General features: G+C 66.9%; 16 protein-coding genes. 7 read left to right on the forward strand and 9 right to left on the reverse strand.

Going from position 1 to position 17,152, the window contains the following annotated elements:
- Positions 1–3: 3 nt before the first annotated feature.
- Positions 4–660 carry a GntR family transcriptional regulator gene (locus ACP16H_RS17795; RefSeq protein WP_425073601.1) on the reverse strand — a complete coding sequence of 219 codons (657 nt, stop codon included), beginning with the start codon at positions 658–660 and terminating at the stop codon, positions 4–6.
- Between the two features lie 129 nt (positions 661–789).
- Here ACP16H_RS17795 and dctP point away from each other — a divergent pair, with 129 nt between their 5' ends.
- From dctP to ACP16H_RS17820, 5 genes are all read left to right on the forward strand, one after another.
- Positions 790–1,770 carry a TRAP transporter substrate-binding protein DctP gene (gene dctP, locus ACP16H_RS17800; protein WP_425073602.1) on the forward strand — a complete coding sequence of 327 codons (981 nt, stop codon included), beginning with the start codon at positions 790–792 and terminating at the stop codon, positions 1,768–1,770.
- 65 nt (positions 1,771–1,835) lie between these two features.
- Positions 1,836–2,426, forward strand: a complete 591-nt coding sequence (locus ACP16H_RS17805) for a TRAP transporter small permease (RefSeq protein ID WP_425073603.1) — start codon at positions 1,836–1,838, stop codon at positions 2,424–2,426.
- Positions 2,426–3,742 (forward strand): TRAP transporter large permease, encoded by a 1,317-nt coding sequence (locus ACP16H_RS17810; RefSeq protein ID WP_425073604.1) that lies wholly within the window; start codon positions 2,426–2,428, stop codon positions 3,740–3,742. Before ACP16H_RS17805 ends, ACP16H_RS17810 begins: the two co-directional genes overlap by 1 nt.
- Entirely contained in the window at positions 3,739–4,995 is a 1,257-nt protein-coding gene (locus ACP16H_RS17815; protein ID WP_425073605.1) for a malonyl-CoA decarboxylase, read from the forward strand. The genes ACP16H_RS17810 and ACP16H_RS17815 overlap by 4 nt, the downstream gene beginning before the upstream one ends.
- Entirely contained in the window at positions 4,992–6,503 is a 1,512-nt protein-coding gene (locus ACP16H_RS17820) for a malonate--CoA ligase (protein WP_425073606.1), read from the forward strand. Before ACP16H_RS17815 ends, ACP16H_RS17820 begins: the two co-directional genes overlap by 4 nt.
- A gap of 66 nt (positions 6,504–6,569) precedes the next feature.
- On the opposite strand, the gene nagA is transcribed toward ACP16H_RS17820, so the two are convergent.
- The 8 genes from nagA to ACP16H_RS17860 all read right to left on the reverse strand — a co-directional run bounded on the left by nagA (position 6,570) and on the right by ACP16H_RS17860 (position 14,934).
- On the reverse strand, positions 6,570–7,685 hold the full coding sequence (gene nagA / locus ACP16H_RS17825; RefSeq protein ID WP_425073607.1) for an N-acetylglucosamine-6-phosphate deacetylase: 1,116 nt from the start codon (positions 7,683–7,685) through the stop codon (positions 6,570–6,572).
- Positions 7,682–8,710 carry an SIS domain-containing protein gene (locus tag ACP16H_RS17830; protein WP_425073608.1) on the reverse strand — a complete coding sequence of 343 codons (1,029 nt, stop codon included), beginning with the start codon at positions 8,708–8,710 and terminating at the stop codon, positions 7,682–7,684. Before ACP16H_RS17830 ends, nagA begins: the two co-directional genes overlap by 4 nt.
- Positions 8,707–9,582 carry a BadF/BadG/BcrA/BcrD ATPase family protein gene (locus ACP16H_RS17835; protein ID WP_425073609.1) on the reverse strand — a complete coding sequence of 292 codons (876 nt, stop codon included), beginning with the start codon at positions 9,580–9,582 and terminating at the stop codon, positions 8,707–8,709. The genes ACP16H_RS17830 and ACP16H_RS17835 overlap by 4 nt, the downstream gene beginning before the upstream one ends.
- Positions 9,583–9,659: 77 nt before the next feature.
- Entirely contained in the window at positions 9,660–10,589 is a 930-nt protein-coding gene (locus ACP16H_RS17840) for an SMP-30/gluconolactonase/LRE family protein (protein WP_425073610.1), read from the reverse strand.
- A complete protein-coding gene (locus ACP16H_RS17845; protein ID WP_425073611.1) occupies positions 10,586–11,515 on the reverse strand; it encodes an ABC transporter permease in 930 nt (309 codons plus the stop codon). Before ACP16H_RS17845 ends, ACP16H_RS17840 begins: the two co-directional genes overlap by 4 nt.
- On the reverse strand, positions 11,512–12,438 hold the full coding sequence (locus ACP16H_RS17850) for an ABC transporter permease (RefSeq protein ID WP_425073612.1): 927 nt from the start codon (positions 12,436–12,438) through the stop codon (positions 11,512–11,514). Before ACP16H_RS17850 ends, ACP16H_RS17845 begins: the two co-directional genes overlap by 4 nt.
- On the reverse strand, positions 12,435–13,841 hold the full coding sequence (locus tag ACP16H_RS17855; protein WP_425073613.1) for a sugar ABC transporter ATP-binding protein: 1,407 nt from the start codon (positions 13,839–13,841) through the stop codon (positions 12,435–12,437). The genes ACP16H_RS17850 and ACP16H_RS17855 overlap by 4 nt, the downstream gene beginning before the upstream one ends.
- Before the next feature lie 73 nt (positions 13,842–13,914).
- Positions 13,915–14,934 (reverse strand): ABC transporter substrate-binding protein, encoded by a 1,020-nt coding sequence (locus tag ACP16H_RS17860; protein WP_425073614.1) that lies wholly within the window; start codon positions 14,932–14,934, stop codon positions 13,915–13,917.
- Between the two features lie 290 nt (positions 14,935–15,224).
- On the opposite strand from ACP16H_RS17860, the gene ACP16H_RS17865 reads away from it, so the two are divergent.
- Together ACP16H_RS17865 and ACP16H_RS17870 are read left to right on the forward strand one after the other, a co-directional pair.
- Positions 15,225–16,382, forward strand: a complete 1,158-nt coding sequence (locus ACP16H_RS17865; RefSeq protein ID WP_425073615.1) for a GAF domain-containing sensor histidine kinase — start codon at positions 15,225–15,227, stop codon at positions 16,380–16,382.
- Positions 16,383–16,392: 10 nt separating this feature from the next.
- Positions 16,393–17,109 (forward strand): response regulator, encoded by a 717-nt coding sequence (locus tag ACP16H_RS17870; protein ID WP_425073616.1) that lies wholly within the window; start codon positions 16,393–16,395, stop codon positions 17,107–17,109.
- Positions 17,110–17,152 lie beyond the last annotated feature (43 nt).

The following is a 17,152-nucleotide window of genomic DNA, read 5'->3' on the forward strand; positions in this document are numbered from 1 at the left end:
AGGCTACTCGGCGGCGGGTTTCAGGGACGCCAAGAGGTGGTGAAACTTCTCCCCCTGCACGGCGATATGGGCGCGCATGACCTCGGCGGCGCGGGGACCGTCGCCGTCCGTCAGCGCCATCAAAACAGCCTCGTGCTCCGCCAGAGACTGCCGCAGCCGCCCGCGCGCGCGAAGTTGCGTGCGCCGGAAGGGTTGCAGGCGGCGCTGCAGGCGCAGCGCCTCCTGTTCCAGGAAACCATTCCCCGCCTGCGCGTAGATCAGCGCGTGAAACCGTTCGTTGGCGCGGTAGTAGGTGCCGTGATCCTCGGCCTGAACCGCCTCGACACATTCGGCGTTGATCGCCTCCAGCCGCCCCAGCGCCGTCACCGAGATTCGCGAAGCCGCCAGCCGGGCGCAGGAGGCCTCCAGCTCGGCCATGACCTCGAACATCTCGAGCAGTTCCACCGGGCCGGGCTGGCGGACAAAGACACCGCGACGCGGCAATTGCTCCACCAGGCCGGAATTCGCCAGCCGCGCCAGCGCCTCGCGTACCGGGGTCCGCGACACGCCGAACCGCTCTGCCAGCTGCACCTCGTCCAGCCGGGCGCCATCGGCAAAGGTGCCGTCGAAGATCAGCCCCTCCAGTTCGTCCGCGATGATGTCCGAGCGTTTGCGTTCCATGTTCCGGAATCTTGCACGGTCAATCTGTGAACGCAATCGGGCATTTCTTGTATACAAGGATTGACAGGGTGGACGCAGGATGCCAGCCTTCCCCCAGACCGGGAAGACCCGGCACATGGGAGGAAATTCATGAAACACTTTCTGACTGCCAGCGTGGCAGCCCTTGCGCTGTGCGCATCTGCCGTTTCCGCGACCGAATTGCGCCTGTCGCACCAGTGGTCCACCAGCGACGTCCGCCACAAGGTTGCACAGATGGTGGCCGACGATGTCGCGGCGGCTGGCGTCGATCTCGATATCAAGATCTTCCCCTCGCAGTCGCTGTTCAAGGCGCGCGAGCAATACACGCCGCTCAGCCGTGGCCAGCTGGACATGACCGTCCTGCCGCTGTCCTACGCCGGTGGCCAGCAGCCCGCCTACAACCTGACCCTGATGCCGGGGCTAGTGAAGAACCACGACCACGCCGCGCGCATGAACGAAAGCCCCTTCATGGGCGAGATCGAGAAGATCATGGCCGAAGATGACGTCATGGTCCTGGTGCACGGCTACCTCGCTGGCGGTTTCGCGGGCAAGGACGGCTGCATCACCAAGCCCGAGGACATGCAGGGCAAGCAGACCCGCGCCGCAGGCAAGGCGTTCGAGCAGATGCTGGCGGGCGCTGGCGCGTCCATCGCGTCCATGGCCTCGTCCGAGATCTACAACGCCATGCAGACCGGCGTCCTGGACGCGGTGAACACGTCCTCGTCTTCCTTCGTGTCCTACCGGATCTACGAGCAGTCGAAGTGCTACACCCCGGCGGGCGAATACGCGCTGTGGTTCATGTATCAGCCGCTGATCATGAACAAGTCCACCTTCGAAGGGTTGACGCCCGAACAGCAGGCCGCCCTGACCGCCGCCGCCGAGAAGGCGCAGGCCTTCTACCTCGAAGAGGCCAAGAAGGAGGACGCCGAGTCCGCCAAGGTCTTTGCCGACAACGGCGTCGAGATCGCGGAGATGACCGCCGAGAATTTCGAAGCCTGGCGCAAGCTGGCCGAAGAGACCTCGTACAAAGCCTTTGTCGAGGAACTGCCGGACGGCCAGAAGCTGCTGGACATGGCGTTCTCGGTCGAGTGACCTGACCGGGAGGGGCGCCCTGCCCCTCCCACCCCCAAGATTTCCAACACTACAGGAGTGGACCCATGGCGGGCCAAAGTTCGGCCGCGGCAGCGCGGACCGGAGGCAACCCCTTCCTGCGCCTCGTGGCAGGTATTTCGACGCTGGCGGGCTGGGTCTCGGCGGCGATGATCGTGGTGGCGGTGGGCGTCACCTGCCAGATGATCTTTGTCCGGTTCGTGCTGCGGCAGTCGACCGTGTGGCAGACCGAGCTGGTGATCTACCTCGTCGTCGCCGCAACGCTGATCGGCCTGCCCTACGTGCAGCGTCTGCGCGGGCACGTGAACGTCGACCTGGTGCCTTTGTGGCTGAAGCCGGCACACCGCAAGATCGCTGCCGTGCTGGTGCTGTGCCTCTCCATCGCCGTGGTGGCCCTGATGACCTTCTACGCTTGGGACTTCTGGCATTTCGCCTGGAAGCGCGGGTGGAAGTCGGAAACCGTCTGGGCGGTGCGCCTGTGGATTCCCTACCTCGCGCTGCCGATGGGCTTTGCCCTGTACCTGCTGCAACTGGTGGCTGACCTCTACGCCGTGCTGATCGGCGCGGACAAACCGTTTGGACTGGAGAATACCTCGCGCTCAAGTAGCGACGCGGTAGCGCAAAAGGAAACTGTCTAATGGATCCGCTGCTGCTTGGGGCCCTCGTCGCCCTCGCCACCATCATCGTGCTGTTCTCCGGCGTGTCCGTTGGCCTCGGGCTGCTGATCGTCTCGGCGGGGTTCCTGATGGCCTTCGACGGAATGCGCTCGCTGGAACTGATGCCGGAAATCCTGTTCGGCAAGCTGAACAACTTTGCCCTGTTGTCCATTCCGATGTTCATCATCATGGGGGCGTCGATTGCCTCCACCCGGGCGGGGGCGGACCTTTACGAGGCGCTGGAACGCTGGCTGACCCGAGTGCCGGGCGGGCTGGTGATTTCCAACCTCGGAGCCTGCGCCCTGTTCGCCGCCATGAGCGGCAGCAGCCCCGCCACCTGCGCCGCCATCGGCAAGATGGGCATCCCCGAAATGCGCAAGCGCGGCTACCCGGATGGCGTTGCCGCAGGCTCCATCGCGGCGGGCGGCACGCTGGGCATTCTGATCCCGCCGTCGGTCACCATGATCGTCTATGGCATCGCGACCGAGCAATCCATCGGTCGCCTGTTCCTAGCCGGTGTCATCCCCGGCCTGATGCTGATGGGCCTGTTCATGGCTTGGTCGCTCTATTCCACCGCCCGCAGCGGGGACCGCGCCTTGCTGACCGCGCGCAGCTACTCGTGGAAGGAAAAGATCGAGATCCTGCCCCGCGTCCTGCCCTTCCTCTTCATAATCCTCGGCGTGCTTTACGCCATGTACGGCGGCATCGCCACGCCGTCCGAGACCGCCGCCGTGGGCGCGCTGCTCTGTGTCGTGATCGCCATGGTGATCTACAAGCTCTGGTCGCCCAAGGGGCTGTGGGTGATCCTGCGCGACAGCACCCGTGAATCGGTGATGATCCTCTTCATCATCGCGGCGGCGGGGGTGTTCTCCTACATGCTGTCCTCGCTGTTCATCACGCAGGCCATCGCGGAATGGATCGGCACGCTCGAGGTCAACCGCTGGGTGCTTATGCTGGCGGTCAACGTCTTCCTGCTGATCGCGGGCTTCTTTCTGCCGCCCGTGGCGGTGATCCTCATGGCCGCGCCGATCCTGCTGCCGATCATCGAAGCCGCCGGATTCGATCCGATCTGGTTCGCGGTGGTGCTGACCATCAACATGGAAATCGGCCTGATCTCGCCGCCCGTCGGACTCAACCTTTATGTCATCAACGGCATTGCGCCTGATATTTCACTGAAGACCATCCTCACGGGCTCCCTGCCCTTCGTCGGATGCATGGTTCTGGCCATCCTGCTCTTGTGCCTGTTCCCGGGGATCGCAACATGGTTGCCGAACCTCGTGATGGGAGCCCCGCTATGAGCATTCTCGCAGACCTTCTGTCGAACGTCTTCGAACGCACCTACAGGTTCGGGCTGGCGCAAAGGGACGACCGCCCCCTGCCCGACCTGACGCGCGATCTGGTCGGCGCCTCGGGCGAGGTCACGGGGCAGGCCATCGCCCGACAGATCCTCGACCGTTACGCCGGATGGACGGACGCGGAAAAGCTGGGCTTCTTTCACCATCTCGCCAGCGATCTGGACGTGACACCGGACGCGGTGCGCGCGGCGCTCGACGCCTATGCCACCGCGCCGGGCAAGGCCAGCTACCGCGCCTTCCTCGCCGCGTCCGAGGCGCCGCGTCAGGAGTTGATCCGCCGCCTGAACCAAGTTCCGGGGGCGACGCGGCTATTGGTGAACATGCGCGCGGACCTGCTGCGGCTGGGGCGCGGCGATGACGCGCTGATGGCGGTAGACCTCGATTTCCGCCACCTGTTCGCGTCGTGGTTCAACCGGGGGTTCCTCGTCCTGCGCCCGATCAGCTGGGAATCCCCGGCGCATATCCTTGAAAAGATCATCGCTTACGAGGCGGTGCACGCCATCGATTCATGGGACGACCTGCGCCGTCGCCTGAAACCCGCCGACCGGCGCTGTTTCGCCTTCTTCCACCCCGCCATGCCCGACGAGCCACTGATCTTCGTCGAGGTCGCCCTGACCGAAGGCATTGCAGGGTCGATCCAGACCGTGCTGGCCGAAGACCGCGCGCCGCTCAGGGCGGAGGCCGCCGATACCGCCGTCTTCTACTCCATCTCCAACTGTCAGGATGGCCTTGCGGGCATTTCCTTCGGCAACTCGCTCATCAAACAGGTCGCCGCCGACCTCTCGCAACAACTGCCCGCGCTGAAGACCTTCGTCACCCTCTCGCCCATTCCCGGTCTGGCGAAATGGCTGAGCGCGGAGGACATCCCCCACGACCCGGAAAACGATCTGCAGATGCGCCAGCTGGGCGCCTATTACCTGACCCGCGCAAAGCGCCCCGACGGTCTGCCGCTGGACCCCGTCGCGCGCTTTCACCTTGGCAATGGTGCGCGGGTGCACGCCCTGCACGCCCGCGCCGATACCTCGCCCAATGGCGCGCGGCAAAGCCTTGGCGTCATGGTGAATTACCTCTATGACCTCGCCCGCGTCTCGCAGAACCACGAACGCTTTGCCACGGCGCAAGAGGTGGTGACCTCATCCGAGGTCCGCACCCTCGCCACCGCCGCCGAAACTGCCCTCAAGGAGCCCGCCCGATGAATCCCCTGTACGATCGCCTGTTTGGTAAACACGCGGGCAAGGACACGCCGTTCCTGCATCTTGCATCGGGCGAGACGCTGATCCATGCGGCCTTTCTGGCCATGGCCGCGCGCATGGCGCATGTGCTGACCGGGGCCGGGCTGCGACCGGGTGACCGTCTGGCGGCGCAGGTCGAGAAATCCCCGCAGGCGCTCGCGCTTTACGCCGCCTGCGTGCAGGCGGGCGTCGTGTTTCTGCCGCTGAACACCGCCTATACCCGCGATGAACTGAGCTATTTCATCGAGAACTCCGGCGCGAAACTGGTGATCGGCGACCCGGCCAAGGCGGACCAGCTGCGCCCCATGGTCGAGGGCCTCGGCGCGCAACTGATGACGCTGGCGGGCGACGGCACCGGCAGCTTCACCGAGGCCGCCAACGGCCAGCCGGAACAGTTCGACACGGTGGACCGCAGCGCCGACGACCTCGCCGCCTTCCTCTATACCTCCGGCACCACGGGCCGCAGCAAGGGCGCGATGCTGACGCAGGGCAACCTCTTGTCCAATGCCGAGGTGCTGGTGGACTACTGGCGCTTCACCTCGGACGACGTGCTGCTGCACGCGCTGCCGATCTTTCACACCCATGGCCTGTTCGTCGCCACCAACATCATGCTGCTGGCGGGCGGGTCGATGATCTTCCTGCCGAAGTTCGATCAGGACCAGATGATTGCGCGCCTGCCTCAGGCGACCTCGATGATGGGCGTGCCCACCTTCTACACGCGCCTCTTGGACGATCCGCGCTTCGACAAGGCTCTGACGCAGGACATGCGGCTGTTCATCTCCGGCTCCGCGCCGCTCTTGGCGGAAACGCATGTGCGGTTCGAGGAGCGCACCGGCCACCGCATCCTCGAACGTTACGGCATGACCGAAACCAACATGAACACCTCGAACCCCTATGACGGCGAACGCCGCGCGGGCACCGTGGGCTTCCCGCTGCCGGGGGTGGAGCTGAAGATCACAAACCCCGACACCGGCGCCGAGGTGCCGCAGGGCGAGGTGGGCCAGATCGAAGTGCGCGGCCCGAACGTGTTCAAAGGCTACTGGCAGATGCCGGAAAAGACCGCCGCCGAACTGCGCGAAGACGGGTTCTTCATCACCGGCGATCTGGGGACGCAGGACGCCGACGGCTACGTCACCATCGTCGGGCGCAACAAGGACCTCATCATCTCGGGCGGTTACAACATCTATCCCAAGGAAATCGAACTGGTGCTGGACGACCAGCCGGGCGTCTTGGAAAGCGCCGTGATCGGCGTGCCGCATCCGGATTTCGGCGAAACCGTCGTGGCCGTCATCGTGCCGGAAAAGGGCGCGCAGCCTGACGAGGACGCGCTGATGGCCGCCTGCACCGACAGCCTCGCAAGGTTCAAGCACCCGCGCCGCATCATCACTCTGCCGGAACTGCCCCGCAACACCATGGGCAAGGTGCAGAAGAACATCCTGCGCAGCGATTATGCGGGCCTCTTCTCTGCCTGACGGACAAGCCAGATTTCCGCAAAACAAATCGCGCCGGACCCTGGCAAAGGGTCCGGCCACCGCTGCTCAAACCTCCAGCGCCCCGGCAAAGCGCCCGGAGGCATCCAGACGGATCGCGCTGAGCGGCTGCCCGATGGTCCACCGCCCCAGCCCGAAGTCCTGCCGCAACATCCGCGCGGGGTAGCGTGTCGCCATGGCCAGCGCCCGGGCGCGGGCGACACCCGCATCCTGCATCACCCGCAAGGCCTGCGGCATGTCCAGATCCGCCCCGGCCAGCGTTCCGTCCTCCAGCGTCAGCCGCCCGTCGCGCCGCAGGACGCGCCTGCCGTTCAGCATGAACTCGGTGATTTCCGACCCGACCGTGGACATGGCGTCGGTGACGAGGAACAGCGCGCCCTGCTTCGGCGCGGCCAGGGCCAGCCGCATGGCTGCCGGATGGACATGGATGCCATCGGCGATCAGCCCCGCGCTCACCTGTGGCGCATCCAGTACGGCCCCGACCATGCCCGGCGCACGATTGCCCAATCCGCTCATGGCGTTGAACAGATGCGTGGCACAGCGCACCCCCGCCGCAAAGTAGCGCATCGCAGTCTCATAGTCGCAATCGGTGTGGCCCAGCGACAGGATCACCCCCGCCGCCAGCAGCCGTTGCACCCGGTCCAGCGAAACGTTTTCCGGCGCAATGGTCACTTTCAGGTTGGGCAGCCGCCCTGCGGCGTCGATCAGTTGCGCCTCGTCCGCGTCGGTCATCTCGCGGATCAAGGCGGGATCATGCGCCCCCTTGCGCGCCAGCGACAGGTGCGGCCCTTCGAGGTGCAGGCCTATGACACCCGGCACCTGTCCGGCGATGGCCTCTGCCACGGCCTCTATCGCCGCCGCCACATGCTCCGGCGTATCGGTGATCAACGTCGGCAACAGGGCCACGGTCCCGGTCGAGGCATGGGCGAGGGCCATCTGCCGCAACCCGTCGACGGAGGTCTCTTCGTTGAACATCACCCCGCCGCCGCCATTGACCTGCAAATCCACGAAACCGGGCATGAGCGTGCCGTCCAGCCGCTCTGCCCCCGGTGCTTCGGCCAGCGGCACGATGCCTGTCAGGACACCGTGTGTCACCTGCAGGGCGTGGCCCTGGTACAGGCGCTCGCCGTCGAAAATCTCGTCTGCCGTGATATGGCGCATCATCGGGTCTCCGTCACCTTGCGCAGGTGGGGCGGGTGGTCGGGGTCCAGCCCGCGCGCCGTCGCGACAGTCTCTATCATGGCGTAAAACGACACGATCAGCGCGATCGGATCGGTCAGCGGATGGGCGGTGCGCTCGGCAGGCAGCGCACAGGCACGCTGCGCCGTTGTGGAGGTGGTGAAGACCTGCGCGCCCTTCTCCGCCAGCCCTTCGGCCACCTGTACCAGCCCCGAATGCGCCGGATCCCGGACGGCAAGGGCGATCACGGGAAAGCCCCGCCCGACGATGGACACAGGCCCGTGCAGGACCTCGGCGCTGGAGTAGCTTTCGCCATGGACCTGGCAGGTTTCCTTGACCTTCAATGCGGCCTCGTTCGACATGGCGTAGCATGGCCCGCGCCCGAGGCAGTAAAGCGACCCGGCCTCGGTCAGGGCCTCGCCCAACCGGGACCAATCCGCCTGAACCGCGCGCTCCAGCACGTCCGGCAGGTTCCGCAGCGCCGCCAGAAGCACCCTGTCCTGCACGACTTCCGCCACCAGCCACAGCCCTGCCACCGCAGAGTTCACAAAGGTCTTCGTCGCCGCCACCGACTGCTCGGGTCCGGCGTGCAATGGCACGATGAAATCCGCCGCCTCTGCCAGTTTCGAGTCCAGTTGGTTCGTCAGCCCCACCGTCAACGCGCCCTGCTGGCGCATCATACCGACCGTCTGAACGATGTCCGGGCTGGCCCCGGATTGCGAGATCGCAAGGCAGGCCGAGCCGCGCACCCGCAGATTTGCACCGTAGATCGAGGCAACCGACGGCCCGATCGACGCGACCGGCACGCCCGCCATGATCTCGGTCGCGTATTTCACGTAGGTGGCGGCGTGGTCCGAAGACCCGCGTGCCACGGTCATAACCACCGGGGGATCGCGCCAGCGCAGCGCCTCTGCCGCGTCGCGGATTGCGTCCTGACCGCTGTCCAGCAGACGGGCCACCGCCTCCGGGATCTCGCGGATTTCGCGCCACATGAGGCTGCGTTCCGTCACGACCCGGCCCTCTGTCGTGCCAGCAAAAGCGCGCCGTCCAGCGCCGTACCGACGGGTTCCACCAGTCCGCGCGTCAGATCCGGCGGCAGGTAAGCGGCATAACGAGGACCAAGGCCCCCGGTCAGGCACAATGGGTCGCCGTCCCGGTGCCCGACGGCAACCAGCGCGCGGGTGATCCAGTCCGCGCCCGTCCGTATCAGCGCGACCGCCGCCGCATCATCGGCCAGCGCCGCCGCGACCACACGCGGCGCAAGCGCGGCATACTCCGCAGGCCCTGCCCTACCGGCAAACGCGACGATGCCCAAAGCGCCGCCCATGTCGTCCAGCAGCGCGGCCAGAAGGTCAGACTGTTCCGCCATACCGTCCCGCGCGGCCAGAGCACGGCGCAGCGCCGCCTGCCCCAGCCACGCGCCCGAGGCCTCGTCGGACAATTGCCAGCCCCAGCCGCCGACGCCATGCATCACGTCCCCGCGCTGAGCCGCCACGAAACTGCCCGTTCCAATCGCCGCCAGCGCCCCGTCGCGACCGCCAAGCGCGCCAGCCACCATGGTCTCGCGGTCTTCGGTCACGCTCAGGTTGGACAGCGGCAAGGCCTGTGCGACTGCGGTCCCGACCTCGGCGGAAATCACCCCCGCCAGCCCGGCGTGGGCAGGCGCGCCGGCAACCTGCGCCAAGGTCAATCCGGCGGAAACCAGAGCCTGTTCCAGCGCCATCCGCACATTCGCGACGCAGGCCCGAAGGTCAGAGGTCGCATTCGCCGGCCCTGCCTCGGCCCGTGCGATCACGCCGCCACCAGCGCGCGCGATGGCGACGCGGCATCCGGTGCCACCACCGTCTATGCCAATAAGAAAATCCGATCCCGTAGCGTTCATGGCCCAGCGGTAACACGCGGCGCATGGCGGGCAAAGTCACTGATTTTCAGGCGACCTTTCGGTCCCGCAGGTCTGTCTCAACACAATCTGCCGCGCGTCCATGGCTCGGCCCCGGGAACATCCACGAAGACACGGTACACAGAACTGGTTGCCGTGATGAACATCCGCCGCCCGTCCGGGCCGCCGAAACACAGGTTCGACACCAGCTCCGGCACAAGGATCTTGCCCAGCAGCGTCCCGTCCGGGGCAAAGCAATGCACCCCGTCCGCCGCCGAGGACCACAGGTTGCCCTGCACATCGCAGCGCATCCCGTCGGGCAGCCCGGCGTCGAGGGTGGCAAAGACGCCCTTGTCCGTCAGGGTGCCCCCCTCCACCGCGAATTGCCGGATGACAGGGGCCACGCTGTCATCATGGCTCGACCCGCTTTCGGCGATATACAGCAGTGACTCGTCGGGCGAGAAGCACAGCCCGTTCGGCTGGGCGAAGTCGTCGACGACCACCGACAGTACGCCCTCGGGTGACAGGCGGTAGACGTTGCGGCTGGGCTGTTCCGGATCGGACCGATAGCCTTCGAAGTCCGAGATGATGCCATAGGTCGGATCGGTGAACCACACCGCGCCATCGCTGCTGACCACCACGTCGTTAGGGGAATTCAGCCGCTTGCCGTTGAAATCCGACGCCAACACCGTCAGCGTGCCGTCATGCTCGGTCCGCACCACGTCGCGCGCGCCATGGCGGCAGCCCACCAGCCGACCCTGACGGTCGCGCGTGTTGCCATTGTTGAACCCCGACTCGGCCCGATAGAGCGTCACGCCGGTCGTCTCGGACCACATCATGATCCGCCGCGACGGGATGTCCGAGAACAGCAGCGCGTCGCGGTCCCCGAACCAGACCGGCCCTTCGGTCCAGGTGAAGCCTTCGGCGATGCGGTCCAGCCGCGACATGGGGTGCGTCAGCGCACGGAACCGGTCGTCATGCACTTGAAGGTGCGAGGGAAGGGTAATCATGGGCGCGACCTCCGGGTGCTGGCGGCGATGACGATGGCGATGATAAGGACGCCGGTGAGGACATTCTTTACCCCTGCCCCGGCGCCGTAGCTGTTCAGCATGGAGACCACGAGGAACATGAAGAGCGACGCCCCCACGACCCCCGGCACGTTGGAATTGCCCCCGGCGATGGAGCTGCCTCCGATCACGACGACGGCGATGGACATGAGCAGGTATTCGGCCCCCATGTTCAGCGCCGCCCCGCCGGAGAAGCTGGCCAGCAGGTAGCCCGCCAGCGCGGCGAACACCGCGACGGCGAGGTAGGTCGCGGCGCGCACCGCCTGCACGGGGATGCCCGCCAGCCGCGCGGCGCGCAGGTTCTGCCCCGAGGCCAGCAGCCAGCGGCCCCATGTGGCGCGCTCCAGCAGGACCCATGTCAGCAGGGCCAACGCCAGTGCGATCCAGGCCACGTTCGGCACGCCGATGAAGCGCCCGGTCGAGAAATCCGCCAGCCCCTCGGGCGGCTTGATGCGCAGGCCCCGGTTCGACCAGATCGCCAGCGATTGGTAGATCAGGGACGCCGCCAAGGTCGCGATGATCGGCGGCAAGCGCAGCAGCCAGATCAGCGCGAAATTCGCCGCACCCACGCCCAGACCCACGCCCAAGGCCACGACCAGCCCCAGCCACGCGGTTCCCGGGTCCGACCCCATCGCCTTCAGCGCCAAGGTCCCCGCCAAGGTCATGCAGGCCGGGATCGACAGGTCCACGTTCCCCGGACCCAAGGTAATCACCAGCATCTGCCCCATGCCGACGATGGCGGCGAAGGCTCCGAACGACAGCGCAGCATAGGCCAGCGCGCCCGCCCCCTGCATGCCGGTCAGCAACAGCGTCGCGCCAAACGCCAGCCCGGCGGCGACCCAGGCCCAAAGCCACGGTTTGACGGTCATGCCACACCTCCCTTGCGCGAGAACAACAACCGCGCCGTCAGCACGAGGATCAGGATCGCGCCCTGCGCACCGATCTGCCAGTCAGGCGACAGCTTGAGGAACGACAGGAAGGAGGCCGCCAGCGTCAGCGTCAGCGCACCGATCACCGCCCCCACGGGCGAGACCTTGCCACCGATGAACTCGCCACCGCCGAGGATCACGCCCGCGATGGACAGCAGCGTATAGCGCAAGGCGATATTCGCATCGGCCGAGGTGGTCAGCCCCACCAGAGCCATCCCCGCGAGGACTCCGAACAGCCCCGCCAGCGCGTAGGCGGTGGCCTTCAACGCCGTGACGTTCCACCCCGCCCGCGCGATCGACCGCGCATTGCCGCCAAGGCCGCGCAGCACCGTCCCCAGCCGCGAACGGATCACCAGCACATGTGTCAGCGCCGCGATGAGGATCGCCGCGACCACCGCCATGGGCATCAGCGGCGGCTTCACCGTCATGATGGTCCGGATCCAGCCGGGCGACGCGCCCCCCGGCGTCGGCAGCAGGAACAGCGCCAGACCACCCCAGACAAAGGACATGCCCAGCGTCACCACGATGGCGGGCAGTTCCAGCACGTGGATCACCGCCCCCATCAGGGCATACCCGCCGATCAAGGCCAGCAGGATCAGCACCCCCAGCAGGGGCGTGTCATTCAGGTACGTCGCCGTGACGCAGGCCACGAGGCTGACGAAGGCACCAAGCGACAAATCAATGTCGTTCACCATGATGACCATCATCTGCGCCAGCGTCGCCAGCGCGATGGGCACCGCGAGGTTGAACAGCAGGTTCAGCCCGAAATAGCTCATCGCGCGGGGCTGCATGTAGAACGTCGCGGCCAGCAGAACGGCCAAGGACACCACGGGCAGCAGGATACGGTAGCGGCTCAGCATCATCCGGCCTCCTGCATTTCAAAGGAGGCTTCGAGGATGCGTTCCTCGCAGATGTCCTCCCCGGTCAGTTCGGCGCTGATCTGCCCGTTGCGGAAGACGAAGACCCGGTCGCACTGGCAGACCTCCTCGGTCTCGGTCGAGTACCACAGGAAGGTCCGGCCCTTCGCCGCCTCGCTGCGGATCATGGCGTAGACGTCCTGCTTTGTCCCCACGTCCACCCCGCGCATCGGGTCGTCCATGACGACCACCGGCGCGTCGGACGCCAGCGCGCGGGCGAACAGCACCTTTTGCTGGTTGCCGCCCGAGAGCGACAGGATGGGGTTCGTCACGTCGTCCGTGCGGATGCCGATCCGCATTTTCCAGTCCTCGGCCAGCGCGCGTTCCGCCGCGCGGTCCACCAGACCGCCCCGCGCATCGCGCCCCAAGACCGACACGGACATGTTCCTGAGAATGGACCACAGCGGCAGCACCCCGTCGCGCGGCCTGTCGCCCGCGACAAAGACCGCCCTTTGCGGCCCGCCGCGCCAGTCGGACGTCTGCGCGAGGTACAGCCGCGCCAGTGCCGCCGCCTGCCCGTGACCGGCCAGCCCCGACAGGCCCACGACCTCGCCGCGCCGGGCCTCCAGCCCCTCGGCCTTCAGGATCACCTCGCCCAGTTCCGAGCGCGCGACCTGCTGCCCGGTCGCCTCGGCGGCGACGTGGCCCATGGCGTCCACCAGCCCCTGCCGCGTGAACCCCTCGGTCGGGCGATCCGCCACGACCTTGCCGTCCTTCAGAACCACGATCCGCGAACAGACGTCAAAGACCTCTCCCAGCATATGCGAGATGAAGACCACCGCGCCGCCCTTGGCGCAAAACGCCCGGACGTGAGCCAGCAACTGCCGCGCGATCCCCTCGTCCAGAGACGACGTCGGTTCATCGAGGATCACCAGCCGCGCCTCCCCTCCGCGCGGGGCAAAGCCAATCGCGATTTCCACCATCTGCCGTTCGGCAATGGTCAGCGTGTCCACCTCGGCATCGGCATCGATGCCATGGCCCGGAAAGACCGCATCGAGGCTGGCCGCGATCTCGGCTCGCGCGGGGCGGCGCCAGCCGATGCCCTTCAGACCGGGATGCGCCATGGCGAGGTTCTCGGCCACGGTCAGGTTCGGGCACAGCGACAGTTCCTGAAAGACCGACCGCACGCCCCCTGCCCCGCCGGGAAAGCGCACCGTGCCGGAGGTCGGGCCGAACGTCCCGTTCACCAGGTTCACCAGCGTGGATTTCCCCGCCCCGTTGTGCCCCACGAGGCCAAGGCATTCGCCCGGCGCAACGGACAGCGACACGCCGTCCAGCGCCTTCACCGGGCCAAAGTGCTTGGCCGCCGCGTCCAGCGCGACGACCGGCACTGCGTTCGTCTGTGTCATGATCGTTCCGTCTGTTCAAAGCTGCGCGCGCCCCGCCAAAGGATGAGGAGCTACAGGGCGCGCGCCTCCGGTCTTACTTCGCTGCGGCGATGACGCCCTGGGCGTCCTCCAGCGAGTAGGACACGTTCGCCACCGACCCTTCGGGGGTGGTTTCCAGCGCCTGATCCAGGTCGGCCTGCGTGATCTTGAGGAAGGGCACGGTCAGGTCCTTCGGCACATCCTCGCCCGCGAGGATCTGCTGCGAGACCCAGAACGCCAGCGAGGCCACGCCCGGCGCGATGGACAGCGACAGGGTTTCGTAGCCATTGGCGTCACGCTGCTCGGCCCACCACTTCAGTTCGTCCTGCCGGTTGCCCAGCACGATCAGCGGCGTCGGACGGCCAGCCGCCTCGAAGGCCTGCGCCGCGCCGTAGCCGTCGCCGCCTTGCGTCACGACGCCAACGACTTCGGGCAGCGAGGGCAGCACGCCCGCAACGGCCTTTTGCGCCACGTCCTGCGCCCAGTCGCCATGCACGGACCCGACGATCTCGAACTGCTTGTGCTCTTCGACGCCCGCGTGGATGCCCTTCGAAATCTCGTCATCGACGAAGACCCCTGCAAGGCCGCGGATCTCCAGCAGCTTGCCGCCCTCCGGCAGGCGGCTGGCGAGGTAATCCACCTCTTCCTTGCCCATGGCGGCGAAATCCACCGCGATGCGCCAGGCGCAGGGTTCGGTCACGATGCCGTCGAAGGAGACCACCGTCACGCCCGCGTCGCAGGCCTCTTTAACAGCACCGTTCAGGGCGGTCGGAGAGGCGGCGTTCAGCACGATGGCGTCATAGCCTTGCAGGATCATGTTCTGGATCTGCGCGGCCTGCTCGGTCGCCTGGTTCTCGGACGTGGTAAACGCATCGGCTGCCGCCACGACCCCGTCGGCCACGGCCTGCGCGCCGGTCTCCTCGTAGGTCTGCAACATGGCCTGACGCCACGAGTTGCCCGCGTAGTTGTTGGACAGCGCGATGCGCTTGTCGGCGGTTGCGGCGAGGTGGCTTTCGGCGTGCACGGACCCCGCCATCAGGGCCAGCGTCGCCGCGCCCATCAGAAACGTCTTCATGATTTTCCTCCCAAGCGCGCGGTGCGCGCGATTCTACTGGCCTGCGCGCGGTGCGCGCGTTCTCCCTTGGCTGCGCGGTGCGCGCAGTCTCCTCCTTGATCCCCGCCGACCTTCGGCCTGTTCGGGAATGGGGTGGATGGTGGCCGCGCCTTTGCATCCTGTAAAGGATACCGCCCGCAGACCTGTTGCGGGTTCCCGCAACGACCTTGCGGGGAATGGTGTTTTCTTTTGCCCTCAGGCGGCGCACACTTGCGGGACCGCGCAAAAGATGCGTGGCAAGGGGAGGACATATGCCGGACACGCACCATCCGCAGCGCGCGGACTCCGTCCTGCTGACCATCGCGGAGCGGCTGACCGGGATGACGGACATCACCGCCGCGCTGGAGGCCGTGGCCGACGATATCGCGCGGCTGATCCCCTTTACCCATTGCGACATCTGCATGCTGGACCGCCCCGGCTGGGTGGTCAGCCACGAGGTCGGCATCCGCACGCGGTGGTCGCGGGCGTCCTCGCGCATCGACAACGCGCCGATCCGCGACCTGCTGCTGGGCCGCTGCGAGGACATGCTGACCGACGACGCGACGCAGGACCCGCGCTACACCTTCGACGGGGCGACCTGCGAGCCGATCCTGAACCACCGCCTGCGCAGCCGCGTCAACGTCCTGCTCAAGGTCAAGGGCAAGACCGTGGGCACGCTGAACCTGTCGCACTCGGACCTTGGGCTGTACGACGCCGACACCGTGACGCTGGCCCGCCGGATCGCCGCCGTGCTCGCGCCGTGGTTCCACATCCTGCACCGCGCCGACCGCACAAGGCGCGCCTCGGGCAGCAGCGACGAGGGCCTGCGCCGCGGCGCTTTGGAGCTGACACAGGCCATGGAGCAGGAACGCCAGCGCATCGGCATGGGGCTGCACGACCAGACGCTGGCCGACCTCTCGCGCCTCCTGCGCGAAGTCACCGGCGACACCCCCCTCCCCCGCGAGCAACTGGCCGACCGCCTGCGCGAGACCATCGACGACTTGCGCCGCATCATCGACACCGCCGTGCCGACGCTGTTGGAGTTGTTCGGCTTTGCCCATGCGGTGCGCGTGCACCTGGAACGCTCTGCCGATGCGGGCACCACGCTGGACGTCACCGACCTGACCGAAGGCGGGCCGGACCGCCTTGACCCGACCGTGCGCACCGCGCTGTTCCACATCACGCAAGAGGCGATCAACAACGCCACCCGCCACGCTGGGGCCGGCGCGATTTCCGTGGTGGTCGACCGCCCCTCGCCCAACGCGCTGACCGTCACGATCCGCGACGACGGCTGCGGCATCCCCGCGACGCCCGCGCGCCAATCCGGCCTGATGCACATGCGCACGCGGGCAAGGCTGATCTCTGCCGACCTCGACATCCGCGCCGACCACGGCACCGTGGTGCGTGTCACCCTGAGGGCGTCGGCATGAGGAATCTGGCATGAGGGTCCTGCTTGTCGAGGACGACCAGTTCCACGCCTCCTACATGGAGGACGTGCTGGCCGAAACGCTCCCCGAGGTCACGGAAATCTTTCACGCGGTGAACGGCGAGGAGGCCGAGGCCGAGGCCCGCGCCCTGTCCATCGACGCCGTGGTGATGGACCTGCGCATGTCCACCCGCAACGGCATCGAGGCGGCGCGCACGCTGTGGCACGAACGCCCCGAGACCCGCATCCTCTTCTGGTCGAACTATGCCGACGAGGCCTACCTGCGCGGGATCAGCGCCATCGTGCCGGAGGACAGCGCCTATGGCTACCTGCTCAAGACCGCGCCGCGCGACCGCCTGAAACTGGCCCTGCGCGCCGTGCTGGTCGAGGGCCAGATCATGGTGGACCGCGAGATCCACCGCCTGCAACGCCGCGCGACCTCGCCGCGGAACACTTTGGATGACAGCGAATTCGCCGTGCTTCTGGACCTCGCCATCGGGCTTCAGGACCGGCTGATCGCGGAACGGCGCGGCATGTCTTTGCGCACGGTGCAGAACCGGCTGCTGTCGCTTTATGAGAAACTCGGCGTCGATGACGAGGCCGACCCCGACACGCCCCTGAACAAACGCGTCCGCGCCCTGAACCGGGCGCTCGTCACGCGGACCCTCAACATCGAAACCCTCGAAACCGCGCAGCGCGATTTCGACCGCTGGCAGGCCTCCCGAACCTGAGACCTCCAGCTTCTTTGGTTTTCCAAATACCTCGGGGGAGCGC

Origin of the sequence: Sagittula sp. S175 (genome assembly GCF_049800975.1) — a bacterium.
Lineage (GTDB): Bacteria > Pseudomonadota > Alphaproteobacteria > Rhodobacterales > Rhodobacteraceae > Sagittula.

Coding starts and splice junctions, on each gene's coding strand:
- ACP16H_RS17865 (WP_425073615.1), top strand. CDS start 15,225: ATGCCGGACACGCACCATCCGCAGCGCGCGGACTCCGTCCTGCTGACC.
- ACP16H_RS17795 (WP_425073601.1), bottom strand. CDS start 660: ATGGAACGCAAACGCTCGGACATCATCGCGGACGAACTGGAGGGGCTG.
- ACP16H_RS17845 (WP_425073611.1), bottom strand. CDS start 11,515: ATGACCGTCAAACCGTGGCTTTGGGCCTGGGTCGCCGCCGGGCTGGCG.
- nagA (WP_425073607.1), bottom strand. CDS start 7,685: ATGATGCGCCATATCACGGCAGACGAGATTTTCGACGGCGAGCGCCTG.
- ACP16H_RS17835 (WP_425073609.1), bottom strand. CDS start 9,582: ATGAACGCTACGGGATCGGATTTTCTTATTGGCATAGACGGTGGTGGC.
- ACP16H_RS17840 (WP_425073610.1), bottom strand. CDS start 10,589: ATGATTACCCTTCCCTCGCACCTTCAAGTGCATGACGACCGGTTCCGT.
- ACP16H_RS17805 (WP_425073603.1), top strand. CDS start 1,836: ATGGCGGGCCAAAGTTCGGCCGCGGCAGCGCGGACCGGAGGCAACCCC.
- ACP16H_RS17850 (WP_425073612.1), bottom strand. CDS start 12,438: ATGATGCTGAGCCGCTACCGTATCCTGCTGCCCGTGGTGTCCTTGGCC.
- ACP16H_RS17855 (WP_425073613.1), bottom strand. CDS start 13,841: ATGACACAGACGAACGCAGTGCCGGTCGTCGCGCTGGACGCGGCGGCC.
- ACP16H_RS17815 (WP_425073605.1), top strand. CDS start 3,739: ATGAGCATTCTCGCAGACCTTCTGTCGAACGTCTTCGAACGCACCTAC.
- ACP16H_RS17870 (WP_425073616.1), top strand. CDS start 16,393: ATGAGGGTCCTGCTTGTCGAGGACGACCAGTTCCACGCCTCCTACATG.
- ACP16H_RS17860 (WP_425073614.1), bottom strand. CDS start 14,934: ATGAAGACGTTTCTGATGGGCGCGGCGACGCTGGCCCTGATGGCGGGG.
- dctP (WP_425073602.1), top strand. CDS start 790: ATGAAACACTTTCTGACTGCCAGCGTGGCAGCCCTTGCGCTGTGCGCA.
- ACP16H_RS17820 (WP_425073606.1), top strand. CDS start 4,992: ATGAATCCCCTGTACGATCGCCTGTTTGGTAAACACGCGGGCAAGGAC.
- ACP16H_RS17810 (WP_425073604.1), top strand. CDS start 2,426: ATGGATCCGCTGCTGCTTGGGGCCCTCGTCGCCCTCGCCACCATCATC.